At 72.0% G+C, this 23,037-nt stretch carries 25 protein-coding genes; 22 read left to right on the top strand and 3 right to left on the bottom strand.

Translation table 11 applies throughout. The features are described 5' to 3' along the window. The first annotated feature begins 78 nt into the window (after nt 1–78). On the top strand, nt 79–540 hold the full coding sequence (locus tag ACGFSH_RS08230) for a hypothetical protein (RefSeq protein WP_393346157.1): 462 nt from the start codon (nt 79–81) through the stop codon (nt 538–540). A gap of 78 nt (nt 541–618) precedes the next feature. On the opposite strand, the gene ACGFSH_RS08225 is transcribed toward ACGFSH_RS08230, so the two are convergent. Further along, complete coding sequence (locus ACGFSH_RS08225) at nt 619–2,325, bottom strand: chitinase (protein WP_393346155.1); 1,707 nt, start codon at nt 2,323–2,325, stop codon at nt 619–621. A 250-nt stretch (nt 2,326–2,575) separates the two neighbouring features. Here ACGFSH_RS08225 and ACGFSH_RS08220 point away from each other — a divergent pair, with 250 nt between their 5' ends. The 14 genes from ACGFSH_RS08220 (at nt 2,576) to ACGFSH_RS08155 (ending at nt 13,979) form a co-directional block, all read left to right on the top strand. Then, complete coding sequence (locus ACGFSH_RS08220) at nt 2,576–3,445, top strand: hypothetical protein (RefSeq protein WP_393346153.1); 870 nt, start codon at nt 2,576–2,578, stop codon at nt 3,443–3,445. A gap of 80 nt (nt 3,446–3,525) precedes the next feature. Next, a complete protein-coding gene (gene cpaB / locus ACGFSH_RS08215; RefSeq protein WP_393346152.1) occupies nt 3,526–4,233 on the top strand; it encodes a Flp pilus assembly protein CpaB in 708 nt (235 codons plus the stop codon). Nucleotides 4,234–4,246: 13 nt separating this feature from the next. After that, on the top strand, nt 4,247–5,503 hold the full coding sequence (locus tag ACGFSH_RS08210) for a CpaE family protein (protein WP_393346150.1): 1,257 nt from the start codon (nt 4,247–4,249) through the stop codon (nt 5,501–5,503). Nucleotide 5,504: 1 nt separating this feature from the next. Continuing rightward, on the top strand, nt 5,505–5,906 hold the full coding sequence (locus ACGFSH_RS08205) for a TadE/TadG family type IV pilus assembly protein (RefSeq protein WP_393346148.1): 402 nt from the start codon (nt 5,505–5,507) through the stop codon (nt 5,904–5,906). Nucleotide 5,907: 1 nt separating this feature from the next. Next, nucleotides 5,908–6,321 carry a TadE/TadG family type IV pilus assembly protein gene (locus tag ACGFSH_RS08200; protein WP_393346146.1) on the top strand — a complete coding sequence of 138 codons (414 nt, stop codon included), beginning with the start codon at nt 5,908–5,910 and terminating at the stop codon, nt 6,319–6,321. Nucleotides 6,322–6,337: 16 nt separating this feature from the next. Then, a complete protein-coding gene (locus ACGFSH_RS08195) occupies nt 6,338–7,672 on the top strand; it encodes a CpaF family protein (RefSeq protein ID WP_393346144.1) in 1,335 nt (444 codons plus the stop codon). A 5-nt stretch (nt 7,673–7,677) separates the two neighbouring features. After that, nucleotides 7,678–8,622 (top strand): type II secretion system F family protein, encoded by a 945-nt coding sequence (locus ACGFSH_RS08190; protein ID WP_393346949.1) that lies wholly within the window; start codon nt 7,678–7,680, stop codon nt 8,620–8,622. A gap of 24 nt (nt 8,623–8,646) precedes the next feature. Further along, nucleotides 8,647–9,534, top strand: a complete 888-nt coding sequence (locus tag ACGFSH_RS08185; protein ID WP_393346142.1) for a DUF5936 domain-containing protein — start codon at nt 8,647–8,649, stop codon at nt 9,532–9,534. Nucleotides 9,535–9,552: 18 nt separating this feature from the next. Then, the gene (locus ACGFSH_RS08180) at nt 9,553–10,962 is read left to right on the top strand and encodes a sensor histidine kinase (RefSeq protein ID WP_393346140.1); all 1,410 of its coding nucleotides are present in this window, start codon (nt 9,553–9,555) and stop codon (nt 10,960–10,962) included. A 32-nt stretch (nt 10,963–10,994) separates the two neighbouring features. After that, nucleotides 10,995–11,798, top strand: a complete 804-nt coding sequence (locus ACGFSH_RS08175) for a response regulator (protein WP_393346138.1) — start codon at nt 10,995–10,997, stop codon at nt 11,796–11,798. Nucleotides 11,799–11,940: 142 nt separating this feature from the next. Further along, entirely contained in the window at nt 11,941–12,144 is a 204-nt protein-coding gene (locus tag ACGFSH_RS08170) for a hypothetical protein (protein ID WP_393346136.1), read from the top strand. After that, the gene (locus tag ACGFSH_RS08165; protein ID WP_393346947.1) at nt 12,141–12,734 is read left to right on the top strand and encodes a pilus assembly protein TadG-related protein; all 594 of its coding nucleotides are present in this window, start codon (nt 12,141–12,143) and stop codon (nt 12,732–12,734) included. The genes ACGFSH_RS08170 and ACGFSH_RS08165 overlap by 4 nt, the downstream gene beginning before the upstream one ends. Nucleotides 12,735–12,768: 34 nt before the next feature. Beyond that, nucleotides 12,769–13,347, top strand: coding sequence for a hypothetical protein (locus ACGFSH_RS08160; RefSeq protein WP_393346134.1), 579 nt, complete (start codon nt 12,769–12,771; stop codon nt 13,345–13,347). An 8-nt stretch (nt 13,348–13,355) separates the two neighbouring features. Beyond that, the gene (locus tag ACGFSH_RS08155) at nt 13,356–13,979 is read left to right on the top strand and encodes an OmpA family protein (protein ID WP_393346132.1); all 624 of its coding nucleotides are present in this window, start codon (nt 13,356–13,358) and stop codon (nt 13,977–13,979) included. A gap of 3 nt (nt 13,980–13,982) precedes the next feature. Here the strand turns inward: ACGFSH_RS08155 and ACGFSH_RS08150 are convergent, their stop codons facing one another. Then, entirely contained in the window at nt 13,983–14,330 is a 348-nt protein-coding gene (locus ACGFSH_RS08150; RefSeq protein WP_393346130.1) for a DUF192 domain-containing protein, read from the bottom strand. Nucleotides 14,331–14,400: 70 nt separating this feature from the next. On the opposite strand from ACGFSH_RS08150, the gene ACGFSH_RS08145 reads away from it, so the two are divergent. From ACGFSH_RS08145 to ACGFSH_RS08115, 7 genes are all read left to right on the top strand, one after another. Further along, entirely contained in the window at nt 14,401–14,976 is a 576-nt protein-coding gene (locus tag ACGFSH_RS08145) for a dihydrofolate reductase family protein (RefSeq protein WP_393346128.1), read from the top strand. A 112-nt stretch (nt 14,977–15,088) separates the two neighbouring features. Next, nucleotides 15,089–15,946, top strand: a complete 858-nt coding sequence (locus ACGFSH_RS08140; RefSeq protein ID WP_393346126.1) for a class I SAM-dependent methyltransferase — start codon at nt 15,089–15,091, stop codon at nt 15,944–15,946. Nucleotides 15,947–16,547: 601 nt separating this feature from the next. Then, nucleotides 16,548–17,321: an isoprenyl transferase gene (locus ACGFSH_RS08135; RefSeq protein ID WP_393346124.1), complete on the top strand. Its 774-nt coding sequence runs from the start codon at nt 16,548–16,550 to the stop codon at nt 17,319–17,321. Nucleotides 17,322–17,683: 362 nt separating this feature from the next. Next, on the top strand, nt 17,684–19,009 hold the full coding sequence (locus ACGFSH_RS08130) for a PhoH family protein (RefSeq protein WP_393346122.1): 1,326 nt from the start codon (nt 17,684–17,686) through the stop codon (nt 19,007–19,009). Nucleotides 19,010–19,427: 418 nt separating this feature from the next. After that, complete coding sequence (locus ACGFSH_RS08125; protein WP_329413158.1) at nt 19,428–20,102, top strand: transglycosylase SLT domain-containing protein; 675 nt, start codon at nt 19,428–19,430, stop codon at nt 20,100–20,102. Nucleotides 20,103–20,171: 69 nt separating this feature from the next. Further along, on the top strand, nt 20,172–20,894 hold the full coding sequence (locus ACGFSH_RS08120; protein ID WP_393346120.1) for a transglycosylase SLT domain-containing protein: 723 nt from the start codon (nt 20,172–20,174) through the stop codon (nt 20,892–20,894). Nucleotides 20,895–21,055: 161 nt separating this feature from the next. Then, nucleotides 21,056–22,426 carry an AI-2E family transporter gene (locus tag ACGFSH_RS08115; RefSeq protein WP_393346118.1) on the top strand — a complete coding sequence of 457 codons (1,371 nt, stop codon included), beginning with the start codon at nt 21,056–21,058 and terminating at the stop codon, nt 22,424–22,426. Nucleotides 22,427–22,497: 71 nt separating this feature from the next. Here the strand turns inward: ACGFSH_RS08115 and ACGFSH_RS08110 are convergent, their stop codons facing one another. Then, nucleotides 22,498–23,031, bottom strand: a complete 534-nt coding sequence (locus ACGFSH_RS08110) for an alkyl hydroperoxide reductase (RefSeq protein ID WP_329413163.1) — start codon at nt 23,029–23,031, stop codon at nt 22,498–22,500. Between the last annotated feature and the right edge of the window lie 6 nt (nt 23,032–23,037).

Here is a 23,037-nt window from a genome sequence, read left to right as displayed (position 1 = left end):
CTAATGCGGTGGGAGGCGGGAAATGTTTCACGGCGGACCGAAAGCGGGGCCACCGGCGGCCCCGGGTAGGTTTCCGCTGTGACAGACCAGCCGCCGCCACCGCCCTCCGTGCCCCCGGGCTTCGGCCCGCCCCCGCCGCAGTACGCCCCGGGGGCCACCGGGCCGCAGGCCTTCCCGCCGCAGCCCGTCCCGCCGCAGTACGCGCAGCCGCAGTACGCGCAGCCGCAGTTCGCCCCGCAGCCCGGCCCACCGGAGCCCGGGCCGGAGTTCCTCGCGGTCGACAAGAACAACTCGGTCGTCGTCGACGCGTCGGGCGTCGCGTTCGAGATGTACGACATCACGGTCGACTTCCCGTGGCCCGAGATACGCAGCGTGCACCACAAGCCGAGCCCCGACGGCAAGGCCCTGATGGTCGCCGTCGTCCACCTGGACGGCAGGGTGTACGAGTGCGTGGTGCGGGCGAAGCCCAGGGAGCGGCTCCAGGCCTGGCTCACCCGACTGTCCTGGGTGCTGGGCCACTACCGCCCGGCGGGACGCTGAAGGGCGGCGCACCTCGGCACGGGGCTGCCCCCGTGCCGAGGTGCGCCGCCGGCCGTCGCGGGCGGCGCTCCCGCCGTCCTACGGCAGCGCGTGCACGTGCGGGCCCACCGCCGACGACCAGGCGTTGCCCGCCGTCGCGTCCCAGTTCGTCGACCAGGTCATCGCGCCGCGCAGCGCGGGATAGGTCTTCGAGGGCTTGAAGGAACCGCAGTTGGCGCCCTTCGTCAGACAGTCCAGGGCGTTGTTCACCACGGACGGGGAGACGTAGCCGCTGCCGGCGCCGCGGGTGGAGGCCGGTACCCCGAGACCGACCTGGGACGGGGACAGGCCGCCTTCCAGCTGGATGCAGGCGAGCGCCGTCAGGAAGTCCACCGAGCCCTGGCTGTAGACCTTGCCGTCGCAGCCGAGCATCGAACCGCTGTTGTAGTACTGCATGTTGACGACCGTGAGGATGTCCTTCACGTTCAGCGCCGTCTGGAAGTAGCCGTTCGACGTCGACTGCATGTCGATGGTCTGCGGGGCCATGGTCAGGATCAGCCCCGGCCCCGCCTTCGCCGACAGGGAGCGCAGCGCCTGGGACATGTAGGTGGCGTTGAGGCCGTTCTCCAGGTCGATGTCGACGCCGTCGAAGCCGTAGGTCTGCATCAGCGCGTACACCGAGTTCGCGAAGTTCGCCGCGGACGTGGCGTCGTTGACGGACACCGTGCCGTTCTGGCCGCCGATGGAGATGACGACCTTCTTGCCGGCCGCCTGCTTGGCCCTGACGTCCGCCTTGAAGCGGTCGACGGTGTAGCCGCCGAGGCCGACGGAGTCCAGCGTGAAGGAGACCGCGCCCGGCGTCGAGGTGGCGTCGGCGAAGGCGACCGCGATGATGTCGTACGCCGCGGGGACGTCGGAGATCTTCTGGACCGTCGCGCCGTTGTCGAAGTTCTGCCAGTACCCGGTCACGGCGTGCTTGGGCAGGGCGCCGCCGCCTCCGTCGTCCCCGCCGGTCGCGGCGGTGGTGCCCGTCACCGCCGCCGACTTCGCCGACTCGCCCGCCGCGTTGGCGGCCGTGACCTGGAAGGTGTACGCGGTCGAGGCGGTCAGCCCGGTCACGGTCGCGGAGGTCCCGGTCACCGTCGCCGCCTTGGTGCCGCCGCGGTAGACGGAGTAGCCCGTCGCGCCGGACACCGCGTTCCAGGACAGCGACACCGACGACGACGTCGTGCCGGAGACGGTGAGACCGCCCGGCGCGGCCGGCACGGTGGGGGCCGGGTCGCCGCCCCCGCCTCCGTCGGGCCCGAACACCGAGACGTCGTCGGCGTAGTAGGCCGCCTGGCCGTACCAGCCGTGCGTGTACACGCTCACCGAGGTCGTCGACGCCCCGGTGGTGAACGTCGTCGACAGCTGCTTCCACGCCGGTGAGTCCGGGGTCCAGGTCGAGACGTCGGTCGTGCCGGTGCCGGTGACGCCGAGGTAGGTGTAGCCGCCCTGGACCCAGGCGCTCAGCGTGTAGGTGGAGGAGGGCTTCACCGCGACCGTCTGCGCGCAGCGGGCGTTGTCCTGCCCGGCGGGCGTCGCCTTGAGGGCGGACGCGCCGCCGTGCACGGGGGAGGAGACCGTGGTGCCGCTGCCGGCGGTACAGCTCCAGCCGGTCAGGCCGGCCTCGAAGCCCGCGTTCCTGGCGTTGTTCAGGTCCGTGGCGGACGCCTGAGCCGCGCCCGTCAGGGACAGGACGAGGGCGGCGGTGACGGCTCCCGCGGCTCCCGGCCAGAGTCGTGTCACTTGCTTAAGTGGGGACATGACAACAAGTTGGTCCAGACCAATTCTGTTGTCAAGGGTTTCACCCGTGGAGGGCCCGTGGAGACGACCGCCGCGTAACCTGCCCCGGTTTGCTGTGAGTTGCGCCCGGAAGAGTTGCCAGGCAGCTACGGAAAGCTGTTCTCCGGCCACAGGGGGCTGGATACAGTGCTGAGGTAGTCACGCAATGAAGTCACCCCGGTGCACCGGAGTAACTCCGGTGGACCGGACCGCGGGAATCGGGGAGCTGCGCGTGCCAACAGCCATTGCCGTGACCGGAGCCGACCTGGCGCTGCCGCCCCAGGACGAACGCACGCTGCCCGCCGCCGTCCTCACCGACCTGGACCGCCGCCCGCTCGACGAGGCCCTCGCCGCCGTCCAGACCCTCGTCGAACAGCACGGGCACGTGATCGTCCTGTACTCGCGGACCGTGCCGGCCGCCGTCGAACAGCGTCTGCACACCGTCCGCTCGCTCCTGGAGAGCGACCGCATCGCGCTCTTCCGCCCCGACCTGCCGCCCCTCGCGGTGGCCGTCCTGGCCCGCCAGCTGCGCCAGCTCGCCTCCTGCGACCTCGGCCCCGGCGTCGTCGCCTCCGCCGGCCGGCTGCTCACCCACTACCTGCACGCCGGAGCGCTCCTCGGCTCGGTCGCCCGCCTCGACCGCGTCCCCGGCGTCGGCCTGAAGTCGCACGCCCGCTCCTGGATCCCGGGCAGCCAGTTCGGCGTGCTCGCCCACCCCCAGCCGCAGCTGGTGCGGGCGACACCCGAAACCGTCCTGCCCGGACCCGAGTTCGGCACCTGGCTGCTGGTCGCGCGCGGCCATCTCCCGTCCGACTGGGTCACCGACGTCCTCGCCCCCGCCTGGAAGGCGCAGGGGCTGCGGGAGACGACGCTGCCCGCCGAGTCCGCCGACTGGTGGGGCACCGGCAAGGCCGTCGAGTTCTGCGCCTACCTGCCCGACCTGTCCGTCCTCTACCAACTGGTCGCCTCGGTCCGGCAGAGCGTCTGCCACTGGTGCGGCATCGACGTCATCGGCGACCGCTGCGTCTTCTGCTCCGCGACCCCGCCGGCCGCCGCCGAACTCACCGCCCGCACCGCCCGCGCGCTCACCGCGGGCGGCTGAACCCGCATGACCCGCCCCTCCGCCACCCGCCCCTCCGCCCCCGCCCGTCCGACCCGACCCCCGACGAGGTTGTCCGGCTCATGAACTCCCGTCAGCGCCGCGGCGTGATTCTCCTGCTCCTGTCGGTGGTGTGCGCCCTCGGCGCGTTCGCCGGCGTCCTGTCCGTCATGGACGACGTGAAGTCCAAGGTCGGCCCCGAGGTCACCGCGTACGAGCTGCGCGCCGACGTGAAGCCCTACACCACCCTCAGCGCCGACCAGTTCAAGAAGATCGAGATGCCGAAGCGCTGGCTGTCCGGGAACGCCGTCACCGACCTCGCGACCATCCGCGGCAAGATCGCCGTGACGACCCTCAGGAAGGGCTCGCTGCTCCAGAGCGACATGATCGTCGACCAGCCCGCCCTCCAGCCGGGCCAGCAGGAGGTCGCCATCATGGTCGACGCCGCCACCGGCGTCGCCGGCAAGATCACCCCGGGGTCGGCGGTCAACGTCTACGCCACCTTCGAGGGCGCGAAGGAGGGCGACCCCGACCAGTCGAAGATCATCGTCACCGGCGCCCGCGTCCTCGACGTCGGAGAGATCAAGGCCCTGGAACCGGACCAGAACGACCGCGGCCGCCAGGCCACCGACGCCGTCCCCATCACCTTCGCGCTGTCCACCCTCGACGCCCAGCGCATCACGTACGCGGAGTCGTTCGCCAAGCGCGTCCGCCTCGCACTCGTGGCACCCGGCGGCAGCGCCACGATCCCCGACCGGGACCGCACGTACGAACTCGCCACGGACAAGTGAGAGGCCGCCGCCCATGCCCACGAGGATCCTCCCGGCCGTCGGCGACGCGGACGCGGTCCGTTCCCTCACCACCCTGCTCAGCCAGCTCCCCGACGCCGAACCCGTCCCCCCGGTCGGCGATTCCACCCAGCTCGTGGACACGCTCGCCCGGCTCGCCGCCGAGTCCGTCGACGAACTGCCCGAGGTCGTCGTCGTCCACGAGCGCATCGGCCCGGTGCCGGCGCTGGAACTGGTCCGCGAGGTCGCGCTGCGCTTCCCGGCGGTCGGCGTCATCCTCGTCACCACCGACGCCGGCCCCGGCCTGTTCGCCGCCGCCATGGACTCCGGCGCCCGCGGCCTGGTCACCCTGCCGCTGAGCTACGAGGACCTCGCCCACCGCGTCCAGGCCGTCGCCCAGTGGTCGACCGGGGTACGGCGCCACCTCGGCCACGGCGGCGACGTGTTCACCGGCGCCGGCGGCACCGTCGTCACCGTCAGCGGCGCCAAGGGAGGCGTCGGCGCGACCCTCACGGCCGTCCAGCTCGCCCTCGCCGCCCAGGCCTCCGGCCGCCCCACCGCCCTGGTCGACCTCGACCTCCAGACCGGCGACGTCGCCTCCTACCTGGACGTCCAGTTCCGCCGCTCGGTCGTCGACCTCGCCGCCATCGCCGACATCTCGCCGCGCATCCTCGCCGAGGCCGTCTTCCGCCACGACACCGGCGTCGCGCTGCTGCTCGCCCCCGGCGAGGGCGAGCGCGGCGAGGAGGTCACCGACCGCGCCGCCCGCCAGATCCTGTCCGCCCTGCGCTCGCGCTACGAGGTCGTCGTCGTGGACTGCGGCGCCCAGCTCAGCGGCGCGGGCGCGGTGGCCGTCGAACTGGCCGACCGTGCCCTGCTGGTGACCACCCCCGACGTGGTCGCCGTACGCGGCGCCAAACGCGCCGTCCGGATGTGGGACCGGCTCCAGATCCGCAAGGCGGAGGAGACGACCGTGGTCGTCAACCGGCACAGCCGCGCCACCGAGATCCAGCCCTCGCTCATCCAGAAGATCACCGGCACGGCCGTCGCCGCGACCACCGTGCCCGCCAACTTCAGGGAACTCCAGGCCGCGGTCGACGCCGGACGCGTCCACGCCCTCGACGCCAAGGGCGCCGTCCGCCAGGCCCTGTGGGCGCTCGCCGGCGAACTGGGACTGGTCAAGGCGCCGGAGACGGCCCTGGTGCGCAGGAGCGGCGGGCGCGGCCGCGGCCCGGACCGGGGCCCGGCGGGGTTCCGGCGGCGGAGGGAGTGAGATGAGCGCACGGCGGACGAGGACCCACCTCGCGGGCGACCGGGGCCAGGTCTCCGTCGAGTTCCTCGGCATGCTCCCGACGATCATCGTGACCCTGGTGGTGGTGTGGCAGTTCGTCCTCCTGGGATACACGTACACGCTCGCGGGGAATGCCGCCGACGAGGCGGTGCGGGCGGGCACGGCGGCGCATCCGGGCGGCGACCGGTCGGCGGCCTGCGCACAGGCGGGCAGGGACGAGCTGGGGGACGCGTGGCAGGCGGACGCCGAAGTGAGCTGCGGCGGCAGCGGCTTCGTGACCGCCGAGGTCACGCTGCACGTCCCCGTCCTGGTCCCGGGCCTGATCGACTTCCCGTTCCCGGTGCGGGCCCACGCGGGCGCGGTCGAGGAAGAGGACGGCGACTGAGATGGCGTACCCGGCGCACCGAGAGCGCGGACGGCAGCGGAACCCCTCCCGGGACGGGCGGGACCGCCGGGGCGGGCGGGGCGGTCGTGACGGCGGCCAAGCGGCCATCGAGTACCTGGGCTTCCTGCCCGTCCTCCTCGCCGTGGCCCTGGCCGTCGTCCAGCTCGGCCTGGTCGCCTACGGCGCCCAGCAGGCGGGAACGGCGGCCCGTACGGGGGCGCGCAGCGCGTCCCTGGACAAGGACTACGCCGGGGACTGCGCGCGGGCGGTCAGCAGCTGGCTGGACGCGGCCTGCGTGTCCGCCTACTCCGGCGACGAGGTCAAGGTCACGTCCACCGTCACCATCCCGTCCGTCATCCCCGGCGTCGAGGACTTCGAGGCCCACCGGACGGCCACGATGCCGGTCGACCACTGAGGGAAGGGCATCCGACATGAGCCTGCGGGCGCGCATCACCTCCCCCGAGGAGAACGGGCGGGGCGAGGACGGCCATCTGGTCGCCTCCTACCGGACCAAACTCCTGGAGGAGATCGACCTCGCCGAGATGAGCTCGCTCGCGGCGGCCGAGCGCCGGGCGCGCCTCGAACGGGTCCTCGGGCACATCATCAGCCGCGAGGGCCCGGTCCTGTCGACGGCGGAACGCGCCCAGCTCATCCGCCGGGTCGTCGACGAGGCGCTCGGCCTGGGCATCCTGGAGCCGCTGCTGGAGGACGCGTCGATCACCGAGATCATGGTGAACGGACCGGATGCGATCTTCGTCGAGCGCGGCGGCCGGGTCGAGCAGCTGCCCCTGCGGTTCGCGTCGAACGAGCAGCTGATGCAGACGATCGAACGCATCGTCTCCACGGTCAACCGCCGGGTGGACGAGACGAACCCGATGGTCGACGCCCGCCTCCCCTCGGGCGAGCGCGTGAACGTGATCATCCCGCCGCTCTCGCTCAGCGGCCCCGTCCTCACCATCCGCCGCTTCCCCCGCTCCTTCACCCTGCACGAGCTGGTCGGCTTCGGCTCGCTCGACGAGCAGATGCTCTACCTGCTCGCCGGGCTGGTGCAGGCCAAGTTCAACGTGATCGTCTCGGGCGCGACGGGCACCGGCAAGACGACCCTGCTCAACGCGCTCTCCGGCCTGATCCCGGACGGCGAACGCATCATCACCATCGAGGACTCGGCCGAGCTCCAGCTCCAGCAGTCCCACGTGATCCGCCTGGAGTCCCGCCCGCCGAACGTCGAGGGCCACGGCCGCATCACCATCCGCGACCTGGTCCGCAACTCCCTGCGGATGCGCCCGGACCGGATCGTGGTCGGCGAGGTCCGCGGCGGCGAGTCGCTCGACATGCTCCAGGCGATGTCGACGGGCCACGACGGCTCCCTCGCCACCGTCCACGCCAACAGCGCCGAGGACGCCCTCATGCGGCTTCAGACCCTCGCCTCGATGTCGGAGGTCGAGATCCCCTTCGTCGCCCTCCACGACCAGATCAACAGCGCCGTGGACGTCGTCGTCCAGCTCACCCGGTTCGCCGACGGCGCCCGACGCGTCACCGAGATCGCCCTGCTCGACAGCCACGGCGGCGAACCGTACCGGCTGGCAACGATCGCCCGCTTCCACGCACGGCCGATGACGGCCGACGGCCTCGTCCACGGCGCCTTCGAGTACTTCCCGCTTCCGCGCCGCACCGCGGACCGCCTCTACATGGCCGGCCAGCCGATCCCGCAGGCCTTCGGGGTGGCCCAAGCCGCACACGAACTGACGACAAGGGAAGCCCGGTGACGTCGATGGACCTGCACACCCTGACCACCCTCACCACCGGCCTGGCCCTGCTGACCTGCGTCCTCGCCGTCGCCGGCCTGCGCGCCCACGAACGCGGCCGGGCGCAGCGCGCCGAGCTGGTCGAACGCCTCACCCACACCGGGCAGACCGCCACCGCCGGCCGCCGGCGCCGGTTCCGCGGCCTGGACCGGCGGCTGCGCCGCACGAAGGCCGGCCGCACGCTGGAACTGAGGCTCGCGGCCACCGGCCTCGACGTGACGCCCGGCGAGTTCTTCGCCTGCATGCTGGCGGCGGTGGCCGGCCTGTGGCTCGTCGGACAGGCCGCCCTGGCCCCCTTCTTCGGCCCGCTGGCCGGGCTGCTCGGCGTCTGGGCCGCCTGGCAGTTCCTCAACTGGCAGCGCCAGAAGCGCATCGAGAAGTTCATCAACCAACTCCCCGAGCTGGCCCGCATCCTGGCCAACGCCACGCAGGCCGGACTCGCGCTGCGCACCGCGGTCGGCATGGCGGCCGAGGAACTGGAGGCGCCGGCCGGCGAGGAACTCGCCAAGGTGGCCAACCAGCTGGCACTCGGCCACTCCATGGACGACGCCCTGGGCGAACTCGCCGACCGCCTCCCGTCCCGCGAACTCGTCGTCCTCGTCACCACCCTGGTCCTCTCCAACCGCGCCGGCGGCCAGGTCGTCGGCGCGCTGCGCAACCTGACGGAGACCCTGGAGGAACGCAAGGAGACCCGGCGCGAGGTGCGCACCCAGCTGTCGCAGGTCAACACGACCGCCTACGCGGTGCCGGTGCTGGGAGTGGGCTCGCTCTTCCTGATGAACGGGGTCAAGGACGGCGCCCTGGAACGCATGACCGGCTCACCGGTCGGCCAGGGCGCCGTCATCATCGCCTTCGCGTTGTACGCGGTCGGCTTCGTCCTCATCCGGCGCATGTCCCGGATCGACGTCTGAGGCCCGGGGAAGGGAGCACGAACCATGGAACTGCTGCTCGCGGCCGTCATGGGCCTGAGCGTCTGGGGCGTCTTCGCCGGGATCCGCATGTACCGGGCCGACGCCAAGCTGCCCCCGGACCTCGCGCTGGCCCTGGAGGTCGGATCGACCCGCACCGGCGCCGTCGACTCCCTCGTCGACCGGATGGGCATGCGGTACGCGCCCGCCGTGCTGCGCCTCATGGGCCCCCGGCAGGTCGCCCGGTACCGCCGGAAGATCGACCTGGCGGGCAACCCGGGCGGCCTCACCATCGACCGGTACGCGGCCCGGCGGGCCGTGTACGGCGCGCTGGGCGGGTTCGGCGGACTGGTCTTCCTCCTCCAGGGCCGGATCGTCCTGGCCCTGGTGCTGTTCGCCTTCGCCGCGTTCTGGACCGAGGTCGGCATCTGGGCGGCGATCCGCATCCGCAGGGACGTCATCGAGCGGACGCTGCCCGACTTCCTCGACGTCCTCGCCGTCGTGGTGAGCGCCGGGCTGGGCTTCCGGCAGGCGCTCGGCCGGGTCGCGGCGCGGTACGAGGGGCCCTGGGCGGACGAGATCCGCATCACCCTGCGGCAGATGGACCTCGGCGTGAGCCGCCGCGAGGCCTTCGCCGAGCTGCGCCGCCGCAACGACTCCGAACAGGTCGCCATGTTCGTGACGGCGCTCCAGCAGGGCGAGGAACTCGGCGCACCGATCGTGGACACCCTGGTGTCGATCGCCCGCGACATGCGCCGCACGGACGCGCAGAACGCCCGCCGCAAGGCGGCCCGCGCGGTGCCCCGGGCCACTCTGATGATCACCACGTTCATGGTCCCGGCCACCATGCTCCTGCTCGGCGCGGGCCTCCTGCTCGGCTCGGGCACCGACTTCAGCCCCCTCACGGGCGACTAGGGCGAGGGGGAGACGGCGATGGCGGCGATCACACGAACGGCACTCGCACGAGCGGCGGGCATCCGGGGGGCGCTCGGCCGGCCCGGCGGCGGTGCAGGCGCCGGAGCCGCAGCAGTCGCGGGGGACGCCGGAGTCGCCGGGGACGCCGAAGTCGCCGGAGTCGCCGGAGTCGCCGGAAACGACGCGGGCGCCGGGGTGCCGGCGGACGTCTCCCTCGAAGTCAACGCGCTCCAGGCGCTGTGCCGGCAGGTGTTCGGGTTCCGGCTCGCGATGATCGCCGTCGCCGCGCCGTCCGCGCTCCTCAACGCCGCACCCGGCACGGGGGTGCGGCTGGTGGGCGCGGCCGTCGTCGTCACCTTCATGGGCTCCTACGTCCTGTTCCGCGACTGGGAGCGCTTCGGGCCCCTGCTGCTGCGCCACCCCTCGCTCCTCGCGGTCGACACCCTGTTCGGCGCGCTGCTGCTGGTCTCGGCCGGCCCGGACACCACCCTCGCCTACGTCAGCGTCTGCACGCCGCTCCTCGCCGGCCTCGTGTACGGCTGGCGGGGCGCGGCCTGCTTCGCCTCCCTCCAGTCGCTGATACTGCTGCTCGTCCACGCGGCCCTGCGGCCGGGCCCGGACACCGGCGTCGCGGAGCGGCTGCTGTTGCCCGGCCTGTGCGTCGTCACCGGCGCGATGGGCTCCACCCTGCGCCGGCTCATGCTGCGCTTCGGCTCGGCGACCCAGGCGCTGACCACCGTCCGGGCCCGGCTCGCCGTCACCGAGGCGGTCGCCGCGGAGCGCGCCCGGCTGGCCCGGGAGATGCACGACTCCGTGGCCAAGACCCTCCAGGGGGTGGCCCTCGCGGCGGACGCCCTGGCCCGGTCGGCGGGCTCGCCCGGCATGGACCCGGCACGGGTGCGGCAGGACGCCGACCTGGTGGCCCGCGCCGCCCGCCGCGCCGCCGCCGAGTCCCGCGAACTCCTCACCGAACTGCGCCGGGACGATCCGGACCCGGCGCGGAAGATCGACGTCCTGCCCGAACTGGCCGCCCGCACACGGGCGTTCGCCGACCGCACCGGTCTGCCGGCCAGCTACCACGCCACGGGCGACCGGGCGACCCTGCCGGTCCCGCCCGCGGTGGCCCGTCATCTGCTGACCATCGCCTCGGAGGCCATGGACAACGTGCGCCGCCACGCCCATCCCACGCGCGTCGACGTCCGCGCGGGCGTCCACGGCGACGCGCTGTGCATCAGCGTGTGCGACGACGGACGCGGCCTGCCCGACGGCGCCACGCTCGAACAACTGCGCCGCGACGGCCACTTCGGCCTGGTCGGCATGGTGGAACGGGCCGCCGCCATCGGCGCCCGCATCCACATCGGCCGCGGCGCGCACTCCGCGGGCACCGAAGTCCGCCTGGAGCTCCCCCTGACGGGATCCCGCCCGTGAACGACACCCCCCACCCGAACGGAAGCCACGTCATGCCGGACCGAACGCCGCAACCGGGCGCCGTGCACCCCCTGTTCCCCCCGCCGCCCCGGCCCGCCCCCGTGCGGGTGCTGGTGGCCGACGACAACCCGGTGGTCCGCGCGGGCCTGACGGCCCTGCTCCGCGACCGGGACGACATCACCGTCGTCGCGCAGGCGGCGGACGGCCGCGAGGCCTGCGAGGCGGCCCTGCGGCACCGGCCCGACGTCGTCCTGCTGGACGTCCGCATGCCCGGCGTGGACGGCCTCTCGGCCCTGCCGCACCTGGCGAGGACCGCACACGTGCTGATGCTGACGTACAGCCACGAGGCGGCGGTCGTCGAGGCGGCCCTGCGCGGTGGGGCGGGGGGCTACCTGGTGCACGGGGAGTTCACCGTGCAGGAGCTGGTGTCGGCGGTGCGGGACGTCACGCTGGGCCGGGCCCACTTCACGCCGACGGCGGCGACGGCCGTCCTGGCGCACCTCCAGAAAAGTGCGACTGCACACGATGGAGTGAGTGATGGCCCCTTGTTTTCCCCGACTTCAACCGAATCGCTTTCGCAGTTGCAACCACACGTGAGAGCATCAGGGGTGGAGGCCGGAGCACGGGGAGCGCTCAGCGGGAGGGAGGCGGAGATCATGGATCTCATCGCGTCGGGCATGACCAACCGGCAGATCGCCGCCACCTGCTTCATCAGCGAGAAGACGGTCAAGAACCACATCAACCGCATCTTCGCCAAGCTGCACAGCAGCAGCCGCTCCGAGGCCGCCGCCAAGTGGCTCGGCACGGCGGCGGCGTCCCGGCGAGGAGTGGGGTGACGGACGATGACGCGTCGCATTTGGGCCCGGCATTGGGCCCGCGGACCCTTATCCGGACCGCGTGTCGAGGCCTACGCTCGAACGGCCGACAGCGGCACCGGCGCCGAGCGAGCCGGTCACGCGACACCCGGAGGGGAACAGCATGACCAACTGGAACTGGATCCACACCACCGTCGCACGCCTCCAGGCCCGGGCCGCCCGCAGCGACAAGGGCCAGACGGCGGTGGAGTACCTGGGCATCATCGCGGTGGTCGTCGCCATCGTCCTGGCGATCACGGGGACGGACATCGGGCAGTCGATCTACGACGCGATCACGGCGAAGATCGCCGAGGTCACCGGCGGCTGAACCGGTCGCGCGGCGACGCAGGGCAGGCTTTCCCCATCTACATCACGGTGGTGGCGGGCCTGCTCTTTCTCGCGTTCGCGTACCTCGCGGTGGGCCAGGCGGCAGCCAACCGCAACGGCGCGCAGACAGCGGCCGACGCCGCGGCGCTCGCGGCCGCCCAGGACACCAGGGACCAACTGGCGGGCAGGTGGACGGACATGGTGCGCGACCCCGCCACATGGGGGGACATCCTGCGGGGGATCGCGCAGGGCTTGCACTCCTCGTGTCCGCGCGCCTACGAACTCGCCGCCCAGAACGAAGCCGGTGTCACCGCCTGCGAGGAGAACGGCCTCGACTTCAGGATCGAGGTCCGCACCGACAAGTCCGTCGGGGACTCCATCATCCCCGGCACGGAGGACGTCCACTCGAAGGCCGAGGCGCTGGCGGTCATCGACCCGCTCTGCGACGTCGAACCCCCCGGCGAGGGCGCGGCGGACGACGCCCTTCCGGAACTCTCGTGCAAGGGCGACCGGCACTGGACGCCTGACCCGGACGATCCTGCGAGCCTGCCGGAACCCCAGGACCTCTTCCGTGTCCATCTGGCCGACTGACCGACGAACGACGAGCGACGAAGGAAGCAGGGACATGGGCATGCGGATCACGACGAAGGCCCGCAGGGGGCTGGTCGCGGCGGCTGTGGCGGCCGGTCTCGCCCTAAGCGCGACGGGCTGCGGCGGCGGGGGCGACGACAAGAAGCCCGCGGCCTCCACGGCGCCGTCCAAGGGGGGCGACTCCAAGCCGAGTGCGCAGGAGGGCCAGTCCGACACGCCTCTGGCCGAACTGAAGGGCTCGGGCGGCCTCCTGCTCGACATCTCCTCGGCACAGCGGGACGCCGGCGGCTTCGTCACGGTGAACGGCACCCTGAAGAACGACGGCGACAAGAGCGTCGTCGTCCCCGCCGCCCTGAGCGGCAACGAGACCGAGATCGTCAGGAACGGGAGGTCGCTCGGCGGAGCCACCCTCGTCGACCCCAAGGGCAAGAAGCGCTACTACGTGCTCCGCGACACGGACGGACGGCCGCTCACGACCTCGGGGTTCTCCACGGTCAAGTCCGGGGAAAGCCTCTCCGTCTTCATGCAGTTCCCGGCACCCCCCGAGGGCACCGACGACGTCACCTTCCAGTTGCCGACCTTCGCCTCGGCCTCGATCACGATCTCCGGGTGAGGTCAGCCATGCGCCCTGCCCGTTCCCGCCTCACCCTCTCCCTCCTCACCCTCACCGTCGTGTTCGCCGCCCCCGTGCCCGTCGTGCGGGCCGACACCTCGCCCAGCGTGCCCCCCGGCACCGAGCCCACCGCCACCGCGCGCGTGCGGGTGGACCCCAACGACCCCGACCTCAAGCTGCCCGAGGGCGGCACCCTCGCCGAGCCGAAGGTGCTCGACATCAAGCAGGTCGTCGAGGACGAGTCGGGCGACGAACGCCGTGAGGACACCAACGCGGACGTGACGTTCGCCCTCCAGGCCGAGGTCCTCTTCGGCAAGGACAGCGCACGGCTCGGCCCGGCGGCCAGGTCCCGCATCGCCAGGATCGCCGAGGAGATCGAGAAGCAGCACACGACCGTCGTCCGCGTCTTCGGCTTCACGGACGACCTCGGCTCCGCCGCCCACGGCGACGTCCTGTCCAAGCAGCGGGCGGACGCCGTCCAGGCGCAGCTCGCGGGCCAGTTGAACGATCCGGACCTCACCTTCGAGGTCCGCGGCTACGGCGAGCAGTACCCGATCGCCGACAACTCGACCGAGGCCGGCCGAAAGAAGAACCGCCGGGTGGAGGTCACGTTCCCGCGCACGGCGGGCTGAGCCTCACGCGCACACCCGCACCCGCACCCCGGCCGTCAGCCCCCACCCCGCCATCGCGCCGGCCGCCGCCTCCAGGACGTGCCGGGACCGCGGCCGGGGCAGTCCCAGCCGTCCCGGCGGCATCGTGCGCACCGCGATCACGGTCAGCCCGCGGTCGAGGTAGGCGACGTCGATCGGCATGCGCATCCCGAAGGTGTGCACCCCGCCGGCCGGCGTGAGCAGCACCGCCCCGTCCACCGCGTCGCGTCCGAGCAGCCCCCGGGTGCGCGCCCGGTAGGAGGCGGCGATCTCCAACGGCACCCGGACGTCCTCCACGAGGAGTTCGCCCCGCCCGTCCCGCCAGCGCGCCATCTCCGTCTCCCCTCGGTCGCGTCGCTACCCTCTGCACGGTAGCGAGCCGGACACGAGAAGGGGCCCTCGCATGCCGAAGATCGTCCTGATGATGTCGACGTCCCTGGACGGCTACATCGAGGGCCCGGACCGTGACATCTCCTGGCACCGCGTCGACGAGGAACTGCACCGGCACTTCAACGCCTACGTCCGGGGACTGGGCGGCCTGCTCAGCGGCCGGACGACGCACGAGCTGATGGCCGGCTACTGGCCGACCGCCGACGCCGACCCCGACGCCTCGCCCACCGAGGCGGAGTTCGCCGGCATCTGGCGCGACATGCCCAAGACGGTCTACTCGCGGACGCTGCAACACGCCGACTGGAACACGACGATCGTCCGGGAGGTCGTCCCCGAGGAGGTCCGCGCGCTCAAGGAGCGGGCGAGCGGCGACCTGGGGCTCGGCGGGGCGGACCTCGCCGCCGCGTTCCTGCGGCACGACCTCGTCGACGAAGTGCGCGTCTACGTCCACCCGGTGCTCCTGGGCAGCGGCAAACCCCTCTTCCCGCACACCGCCTCCGGCGACGCGGCCCACACCGCGCTCCGGCTCACCGAGTCGCACACCTTCGGCAACGGCGTCGTCCTGCTGGCGTACGAGCGCCGGCGCTGACGCCGCCCGGCGCATCGGGCGCATCAGTCGGCCCGGTCGCATCGGTCGCACCGGTCGCACCGGTCAGATTATTTCGGAGGCGGCTCTCCGGCCTCTCTGCCACGATCGTCGGATGGACCACAGGGGCAGCGCCGGACACGGCACGGCGGCCGACGCCGCGGGCGAAGGCACGAGAGGCGGCACGGGCGGCGGCGGTGCGAAGGCCTCGTTCGAGGAGCTGCTCGCCGAAGGGGCCGCCGTTCCCACCGAGGGGTGGGACTTCTCCTGGTTCGAGGGGCGGGCGACCGAGGCGCGGCCCTCCTGGGGATACGCGATGTCGCTGGCCGCGCGGCTGGCGGGCGCGGACGCCGCGCTCGATGTGCAGACCGGGGGAGGGGAGGTCCTGGACTTCGCCCTCGGCCGGGCCGCGCCCAAGGCTCCCGTCCTCACCGTGGCGACCGAGGGCTGGCCGGCGAACGTCGCCAAGGCCACCGCGCTGCTGCGGCCGCGCGGCATCGCGGTCGTCGCGAACGCGGAGGACGCCAGGCTGCCCTTCGCGGACGCCGCCTTCGACCTGGTCAGCAGCAGGCATCCGGTGCGTCCCCTCTGGGGCGAGATCGCCCGGGTGCTGCGGCCGGGCGGGATCTACTTCGCCCAACACGTCGGCCCGCGCAGCGTGTTCGAGCTGGTCGAGTACTTCCTCGGACCGCAGCCGGAAGGCGTGAGCTCCGACCGCCACCCCGACCGCGAGCGCGCCGAGGCGGAGGCCGCGGGGCTGGAGATCGTCGACCTGCGGGCGGAGCGGCTGCGCGTGGAGTTCCACGACATCGCCGCCGTCGTCCACTTCCTGCGCAAGGTGGTGTGGATGGTCCCCGGATTCACGGTGGAGGCGCACCGGCCCCGGCTGCGCGCCCTGCACGAGCGGATCGAGGCCGAGGGCCCGTTCGTCGCCCACAGCACGCGCCATCTCGTCGAGGCCCGTCGCGGCTGAGGAGGCGGCCAACGTCCGGGAACGGTCGGGAACGTCCGGGAACGGCCGGTCGGGGCCGTGCGCGGCCGGATCGGGCCGGGCGCGGTCTCCACGAGGTTTCCACATCGTTATCGCATGTGGTTCGCATCTGCGCCCCGCCTCACGTAAGTTCAAGCACAGGCAATTCGCGTGAGCAAAGCTGCGTGGACGTCACCGCGCAGTGGAGGGGGCTGCGCGGTGACGCTCGCGTCAAGCGGGCGTTCGCGGCCGGGTTAGCCCGTCAGGGGGACGGGTGGGCGGGTGGCCGGTGAGCCTCCAGGTGCCGCCGAACCTGAACTTTCCTCGGTGCCGGGGATCAATTCCCTGTGAATCAGTTCTTTTCCAGCCATGAACCACCCAGGAACCATGCCCGCGATGGCCACCGTGGTGTCGCCGTGCGACTCCGGAGAGTAGTTGTGGCGCGCCGATGCGCGCAGCATCCCTCACGAAGGGTTATGGTGGAAACCCCCCCTCGGGCCGGTCCGTCTCCCCCCCACGGACCGGCCCGTTTTTCTGCCCAAGTGCGCACAGGGGTAGGCTGCGCCCCGCGGGGACCGCACCGTACGGAGGGGCTGACAATCACGTGAACCTGCGCGACAAGCTGCGCGGCCTTCTGGTCAGGCTGTACGCACGCCGGGTGGAAGGCCACCTGGACCACGCTCAGGTGCCCAAGCACATCGGCGTCATCATGGACGGCAACCGGCGCTGGGCGAAGGCCGCGGGTTCCACCACCGAACACGGTCACCGGGCGGGCGCGGACAAGATCGAGGAGTTCCTCGGCTGGTGCACCGAGACGGACGTCGAAGTGGTCACCCTCTGGCTGCTGTCGACGGACAACCTCGACCGCCCCCAGGAGGAGCTGGTCCCCCTCCTCGGCATCATCGAGGACGTCGTGCGCACCCTCGCCGCCGACGGCCGCTGGCGCGTCCACCACGTCGGCACCCCCGACATCCTCCCCTCCCACGTGCAGACCGCGCTGAAGGAGGCCGAGGACTCCACCGCCCACGTCGACGGAATACTGGTCAACGTCGCCATCGGGTACGGCGGTCGCCAGGAGATCGCCGACGCGGTCCGCTCGATGATCGTGGACGCCGCGGAGAAGGGGACCTCCATGGAGGCCCTCGCCGACTCCGTCAGCGTCGACCTCATCGGCCGTCACCTCTACACCGGCGCCCAGCCGGACCCCGACCTGGTGATCCGCACGAGCGGCGAGCAGCGGCTGTCCGGATTCATGCTGTGGCAGACGGCGCACGCCGAGTACTACTTCTGCGAGGTCTTCTGGCCGGCCTTCCGCAAGGTCGACTTCCTGCGGGCGCTGCGCGACTACGCGGCGCGCCACCGGCGTTACGGCGGCTGAGGCACAGCCCGTCCACGGCCGGGGCGCGGGCGCTCCGTATACCCCCTCCGGGGGCGGAAGTAACGTGGAGTTCACCGCCTCGCCGTCATATGCCGTGGCATGGCGGCGCGTGTTCGAGGGCATAAGCCAAGCAGGTCGACGCCCGAACCACGGGTGTCGGATCTCAGCGGACGGCACGGGGCCGTCCGCCCGGGAGGCCCTTTGCACCAGCCCGACCGTGCGGTCACGGCACGGAACAAGCAGCGGGGCGCCGGTTCTCGGCCCGTGCAGGGCGTCCGAGAACCGGCCTGGTTCTCTCCACCCTTCCGGCCCTGACTCCACTCCGTCGCTCCCCGACCTCATCCGAGGGGGTACGTCCTTCCGTGGTGACCAGCACAAAGCGCCGTATGCCAGACCGGCGCACCTATGTTCTCGACACCAGCGTCCTGCTGGCCGACCCGAACGCCATGACCCGCTTCGAGGAGCACGAGGTCGTGCTCCCCATCGTCGTGGTCACGGAACTGGAGGCCAAGCGGCACCATCCGGAACTCGGCTACTTCGCCCGGCAGGCCCTTCGGCTGCTGGACGACTACCGGGTGAAGTTCGGTCGCCTCGACGCCCCCATCCCGATCGGGGAACTCGGCGGCACCGTCCGTGTCGAGCTCAATCACTCGGACCCCAGCGTGCTGCCGACCGGCTACCGCCTCGGGGACAACGACTCCCGCATCCTCGCGGTGGCCCGCAATCTGCAGGCCGAGGGATTCGACGTCACGGTCGTGTCGAAGGACCTCCCGCTCCGGATCAAGGCCTCCTCGGTCGGTCTCCTCGCCGAGGAGTACCGCGCCGAGCTGGCCATCACCGGCTCGTCCGGCTGGACCGGGATGTCCGAACTGACGCTGTCCGGCGAACAGGTGGACATCCTCTTCGAGGAGGGCCGTCTGCACGTGCCCGAGGCCTGCGACCTCCCCGTGCACACCGGGCTCACCATCCAGTCGGAGCGGGGCAAGGCCCTGGGCCGGGTCACCGCTGACGGCAGCGTCCGCCTGGTGCGCGGCGACCGGGAGGCCTTCGGGATCAAGGGCCGCAGCGCCGAGCAGCGCATCGCGCTCGACCTGCTGCTCGACCCGGACGTCGGGATCCTGTCCATGGGAGGCCGGGCCGGCACCGGAAAGTCGGCGCTGGCGCTGTGCGCGGGCCTGGAGGCGGTCCTGGAGCGCCGTCAGCACCAGAAGGTGATGGTCTTCCGTCCGCTGTACGCGGTGGGCGGGCAGGAGCTGGGCTATCTGCCCGGTTCCGAGGCCGACAAGATGGGCCCCTGGGCCCAGGCGGTCTTCGACACGCTGTCCGCGGTCACCAGCCGCGAGGTCATCGAGGAGATCACCGCGCGCGGGATGCTGGAGGTCCTGCCGCTGACCCATATCCGCGGCCGCTCCCTCCACGACGCCTTCGTGATCGTCGACGAGGCGCAGTCCCTCGAACGGAACGTGCTGCTCACCGTTCTGTCCCGGATCGGCGCGAATTCGAGGGTCGTCCTGACCCACGACGTCGCGCAGCGGGACAACCTGCGGGTGGGGCGTTACGACGGCGTCGTGGCCGTCGTCGAGAAACTGAAGGGGCATCCGCTCTTCGCGCACGTCACGCTCAACAGGTCCGAGAGGTCCCAGATCGCGGCGCTCGTGACCGAAATGCTGGAGGACGGACAGATCTGAGCGGTCCGCCCCGGTATCCCGGGGTTCGGGGGTGGGCGCCGTCCGGCAAAGGCTGTGAGCCTAGCCGGGCGGCGCCCGCGTGTGTGGGGGTTTCGCGAAAACCCAGGGGCCTCCGCAGGTGTGAGCTTTCACACGCAACCCGGAATTGCCTTGCGGTGTCGGGTTACGGCAGAGTCTCGGTTCTGTCAGGCCCCGCATACGGCACACCTGTACCCGCAGGGGTACGGAAACCCACTTGCACCACTGTTCAACTCCATAGCGTCGTCGTATGCCGCCCGAGCACCACGCGGCGCTCCCCTTCCGGGAGTTGCCCACCGGGCCCGTGTCTCCCGTGACCCCGCAGTTCGGAGACCAGCGTCAAGGGCACGATCGCGTCCGCCAGGGTCAACGAAGCGGACGATGCTGGAAGGAAAACCGTGTGAGCCGGATCTCGGTCCGGGGATTCGCAGTGGCCTCGGCCACGGCGGTCACCGCTGTCGGAAGCGTCGTCGGCGTTGCCTCGGGCAGCGTCGCGCAGCCCAACGACGCAGAGGCGACGGCGAGCGACGCGACGCTCCTCGCCGATCTGCCCGTCGGCCAGCAGGCCCAGGTGCAGACGGCGTCCCTCACTCAGCAGGCCGGCTACCAGGCCATCGCCGCGGACGAGGGCGCGAAGAAGGACGCCGAGGCGGCGGCCCGCAAGGCCGCGGCCGAGACGGCCGTCGCGAAGAAGAAGGCCGCCGAGAAGGCGGCCAAGGAGCGCGCCGAGGCCAAGGCCAAGGCCAGCCGCAGCGCCGGTGACTTCCCGGTCCTCAGCTCCTACTCCACCGCGCAGATCCAGGCGATGGCGGCGCAGATGGTGCCCGGCGGCCAGTTCCAGTGCTTCAGCAACATCGTGGACCACGAGTCCAGCTGGAACTACCACGCGGTCAACGCCTCCTCCGGCGCCTACGGCCTCTTCCAGGCGCTCCCGGCCGGCAAGTACGCGTCCGCCGGCGCCGACTGGCAGAGCAACCCGGCCACCCAGATCAAGTGGGGCCTCAACTACATGAACAGCCGGTACGGCAGCCCCTGTGAGGCGTGGTCGTTCTGGCAGGCGAACCACTGGTACTGAGTGCGGGGCGGCTCCGGCCGCCCTTCCCCTTCATCTGATGCATCTGATGACACAGCAGAAGGAATCCGAGTGAGCCCGATATCCGCCAGGGGATTCGCCGTGGCCTCGGCCACCGCGGTCACCACCGTGGGCGCCGTCGTGGGTGTCGCCCAGGGCAACGCCCTGCACCCCGTCGACGACGCACAGGCGGCGGGCGGCTCGACGCTGCTCGCCGATTTACCCGTAGGCCGGCAGGTCGAGGTCCAGACCGCCTCCCTGTCCCAGCAGGCCGACGTCCAGGCCGACGCCGCCGACGCCACCGCCAAGAAGGCGGCGTGGGAGACGGCCCGCAAGCAGGCCGCCAAGGACGCGGTGGCCAAACAGCGGGCGGCCGAGGACAAGGCGAAGGCCGAGAAGGCCGAGAAAGAGGCCAAGGAGGCCGAGGAGCGCGCCAAGGAGAAGGCCGGCGCCCGGACGGAGTCCGCCTCGGGCGGGTCGACCTTCGTCCAGCAGGGGTCATACTCCACCTCCGAGGTGCAGGCCATCGCCCGCCAGATCGTTCCCGGCGGGCAGTTCCAGTGCTTCAGCAACATCGTGGTGCAGGAGTCCGGCTGGAACTACAAGGCCGTCAACCCCTCCTCCGGCGCCTACGGCCTCGTCCAGGCCTACCCCGGCTCCAAGATGTCGTCCGCCGGCGCCGACTGGCAGACCAACCCCGCCACCCAGATCAAGTGGGGCCTGAACTACATGAACGAGCGCTACGGCAGCCCCTGCGGCGCCTGGGACTACTGGCAGGCGAACCACTCCTACTGACGGCCCGCCACCCGGTGCCGGGCACCGTTGCGGCCCCGCACGATCCCGCGCAGCCCCTCCCCGTCTCCGGGGGAGGGGCTTTCGCCCTGTACGGTCGACAGCGGCCGTGACCGACGACTCCAGGGGGAGTGGTGGGGAGAGACGGGGGAAGAGGACGGATCATGTCGCGAGTGCCAGGGTGGCTCGGCCGGCTCGGCGCCGGCTTGAGCGAGATGAGTGAGCGGCTCGACGAGCGGCGTGCCGAGGTCGAGCGCGAGGGCGCCGAACAGGAACCGGCGCCCGCCAAGGCGTCGGCGCCCGCCGCCGAGGAGTTCCCGCACGAGCCCGTGGCCCCGGTTCCGCGCCCCGACCCCGCGCAGGCGGTGCCGTGGGGGGTCCGGGTCGCGGCCGAGGCGAGCTGGCGGCTGCTGGTGCTCGCCGGGACGCTGTGGGTGCTGATAAGAGTCATCAGCGCGATCCAGCTGGTCGTCATGGCGTTCGTCGTCGCCCTGCTCCTGACCGCGCTCCTCCAGCCCACGGTGGCCCGGCTGAAGCGGGCGGGCGTGCCCGGCGGGGCCGCCACCGCGCTGACCGCGATCCTCGGGTTCGTCGTCATCGGGCTGATGGGCTGGTTCGTGACCTGGCAGGTCATGGCGAACATCGACAACCTCTCCGACCAGGTCCAGGACGGCATCGACGACCTGCGCCGCTGGCTGCTGAACAGCCCGTTCCACGTCACCGACAAGCAGATCAACGGCATCGCCAAGAACCTGCGGGACGCGATCGGGAACAACACCGACTCGATCACCTCGGCGGGCCTGGAGGGCGTCACCGTCGTGGTGGAGGCGCTGACCGGCATCCTGCTGGCCTTCTTCTCGACCCTGTTCCTGCTCTACGACGGCCGCCGCATCTGGGAGTGGACGCTCAAGCTGGTTCCGGCCGCCGCCCGGCCGGGTGTGGCGGGGGCCGGTCCGCGGGCCTGGGCCACGCTGACGGCCTATGTGCGCGGCACGGTGATAGTCGCCCTGATCGACGCGATCTTCATCGGTCTCGGCATCTACTTCCTCAACGTGCCGATGGCCGTCCCGCTCGCCGTGTTCATCTTCCTGTTCTCCTTCATCCCGCTCGTCGGCGCGGTGGCCTCCGGCGCGCTGGCCGTCGTGGTCGCGCTGGTCACCCAGGGCGTCTTCGCGGCGGTGATGACGCTGGCCGTCGTGCTGGCGGTGCAGCAGATCGAGGGCCACATCCTCCAGCCGTTCATCCTCGGCCGCGCGGTGCGCGTCCACCCGCTCGCCGTAGTGCTGTCGGTCGCGGCGGGCGGCATGGTGGCGGGCATCGGCGGCGCGATCGTGGCGGTGCCCCTGGTGGCCGTCACCAACACGGTGGTGGGCTACCTGCACACCTACTCCCGGGAGCAGGCCCTGCGGCAGGCTCCCCGCCCCCGGGGGGCGACGGCGTCGAACGTGGCCCCCGTGACGGCGGCCCCGGCGGGCGACGCCGCCGAGGATCCGCCGGTCCCGCCCGCGGAGCCCCCGGCCCCGGACCACGCCTGACGACGACGAAGGCCCCGCACACCTCAAGGTGTGCGGGGCCTTCGCGTACGTCGGTACGGCGGCCGTGCGGGTCAGTCGCCGAGGACGGCTTCCGCGTCCAGCGTCACGCCGACGGCCTGGATCACCGAGGCGATCTTGAAGGCCTCCTGGACGGTCTCGCGCGAGACGCCCGCCTTGCGCAGCACCTGCTCGTGGGAGTCGAGGCACATGCCGCAGCCGTTGATCGCGGACACGGCGAACGACCACAGCTCGAAGTCGACCTTGTCGACGCCGGGGTTGCCGATCACGTTCATCCGCAGCCCGGCCCGCAGGGTGCCGTACTCGTGGTCCGAGAGCAGGTGGCGGGTGCGGTAGAAGACGTTGTTCATCGCCATCACCGCGGCGGCCGACCGGGCCGCGGTGTACGCCTCCGGCGACAGGTTGGCCTTCGCCTCCGGCGCCAGCTCGCGCAGCACGATCGGGGAGCGCGAGGCGATCGCCGTCGCCAGCACCGTGCCCCACAGCTGCTGGGCCGGGAGCTCGGAGTTGCCGATGACCGAGCCGAGGTTCAGCCGCAGGTCCTTGGCGTAGTCCGGTATCGCCGACTTCAGGGTGTCGAGGGACATCTCAGC

This window comes from Streptomyces sp. NPDC048481 (assembly GCF_043200075.1).
Lineage (GTDB): Bacteria > Actinomycetota > Actinomycetes > Streptomycetales > Streptomycetaceae > Streptomyces.
Note: the sequence above shows the minus strand (reverse complement) of the source record. Positions and strands in the feature narration are given on the sequence as shown.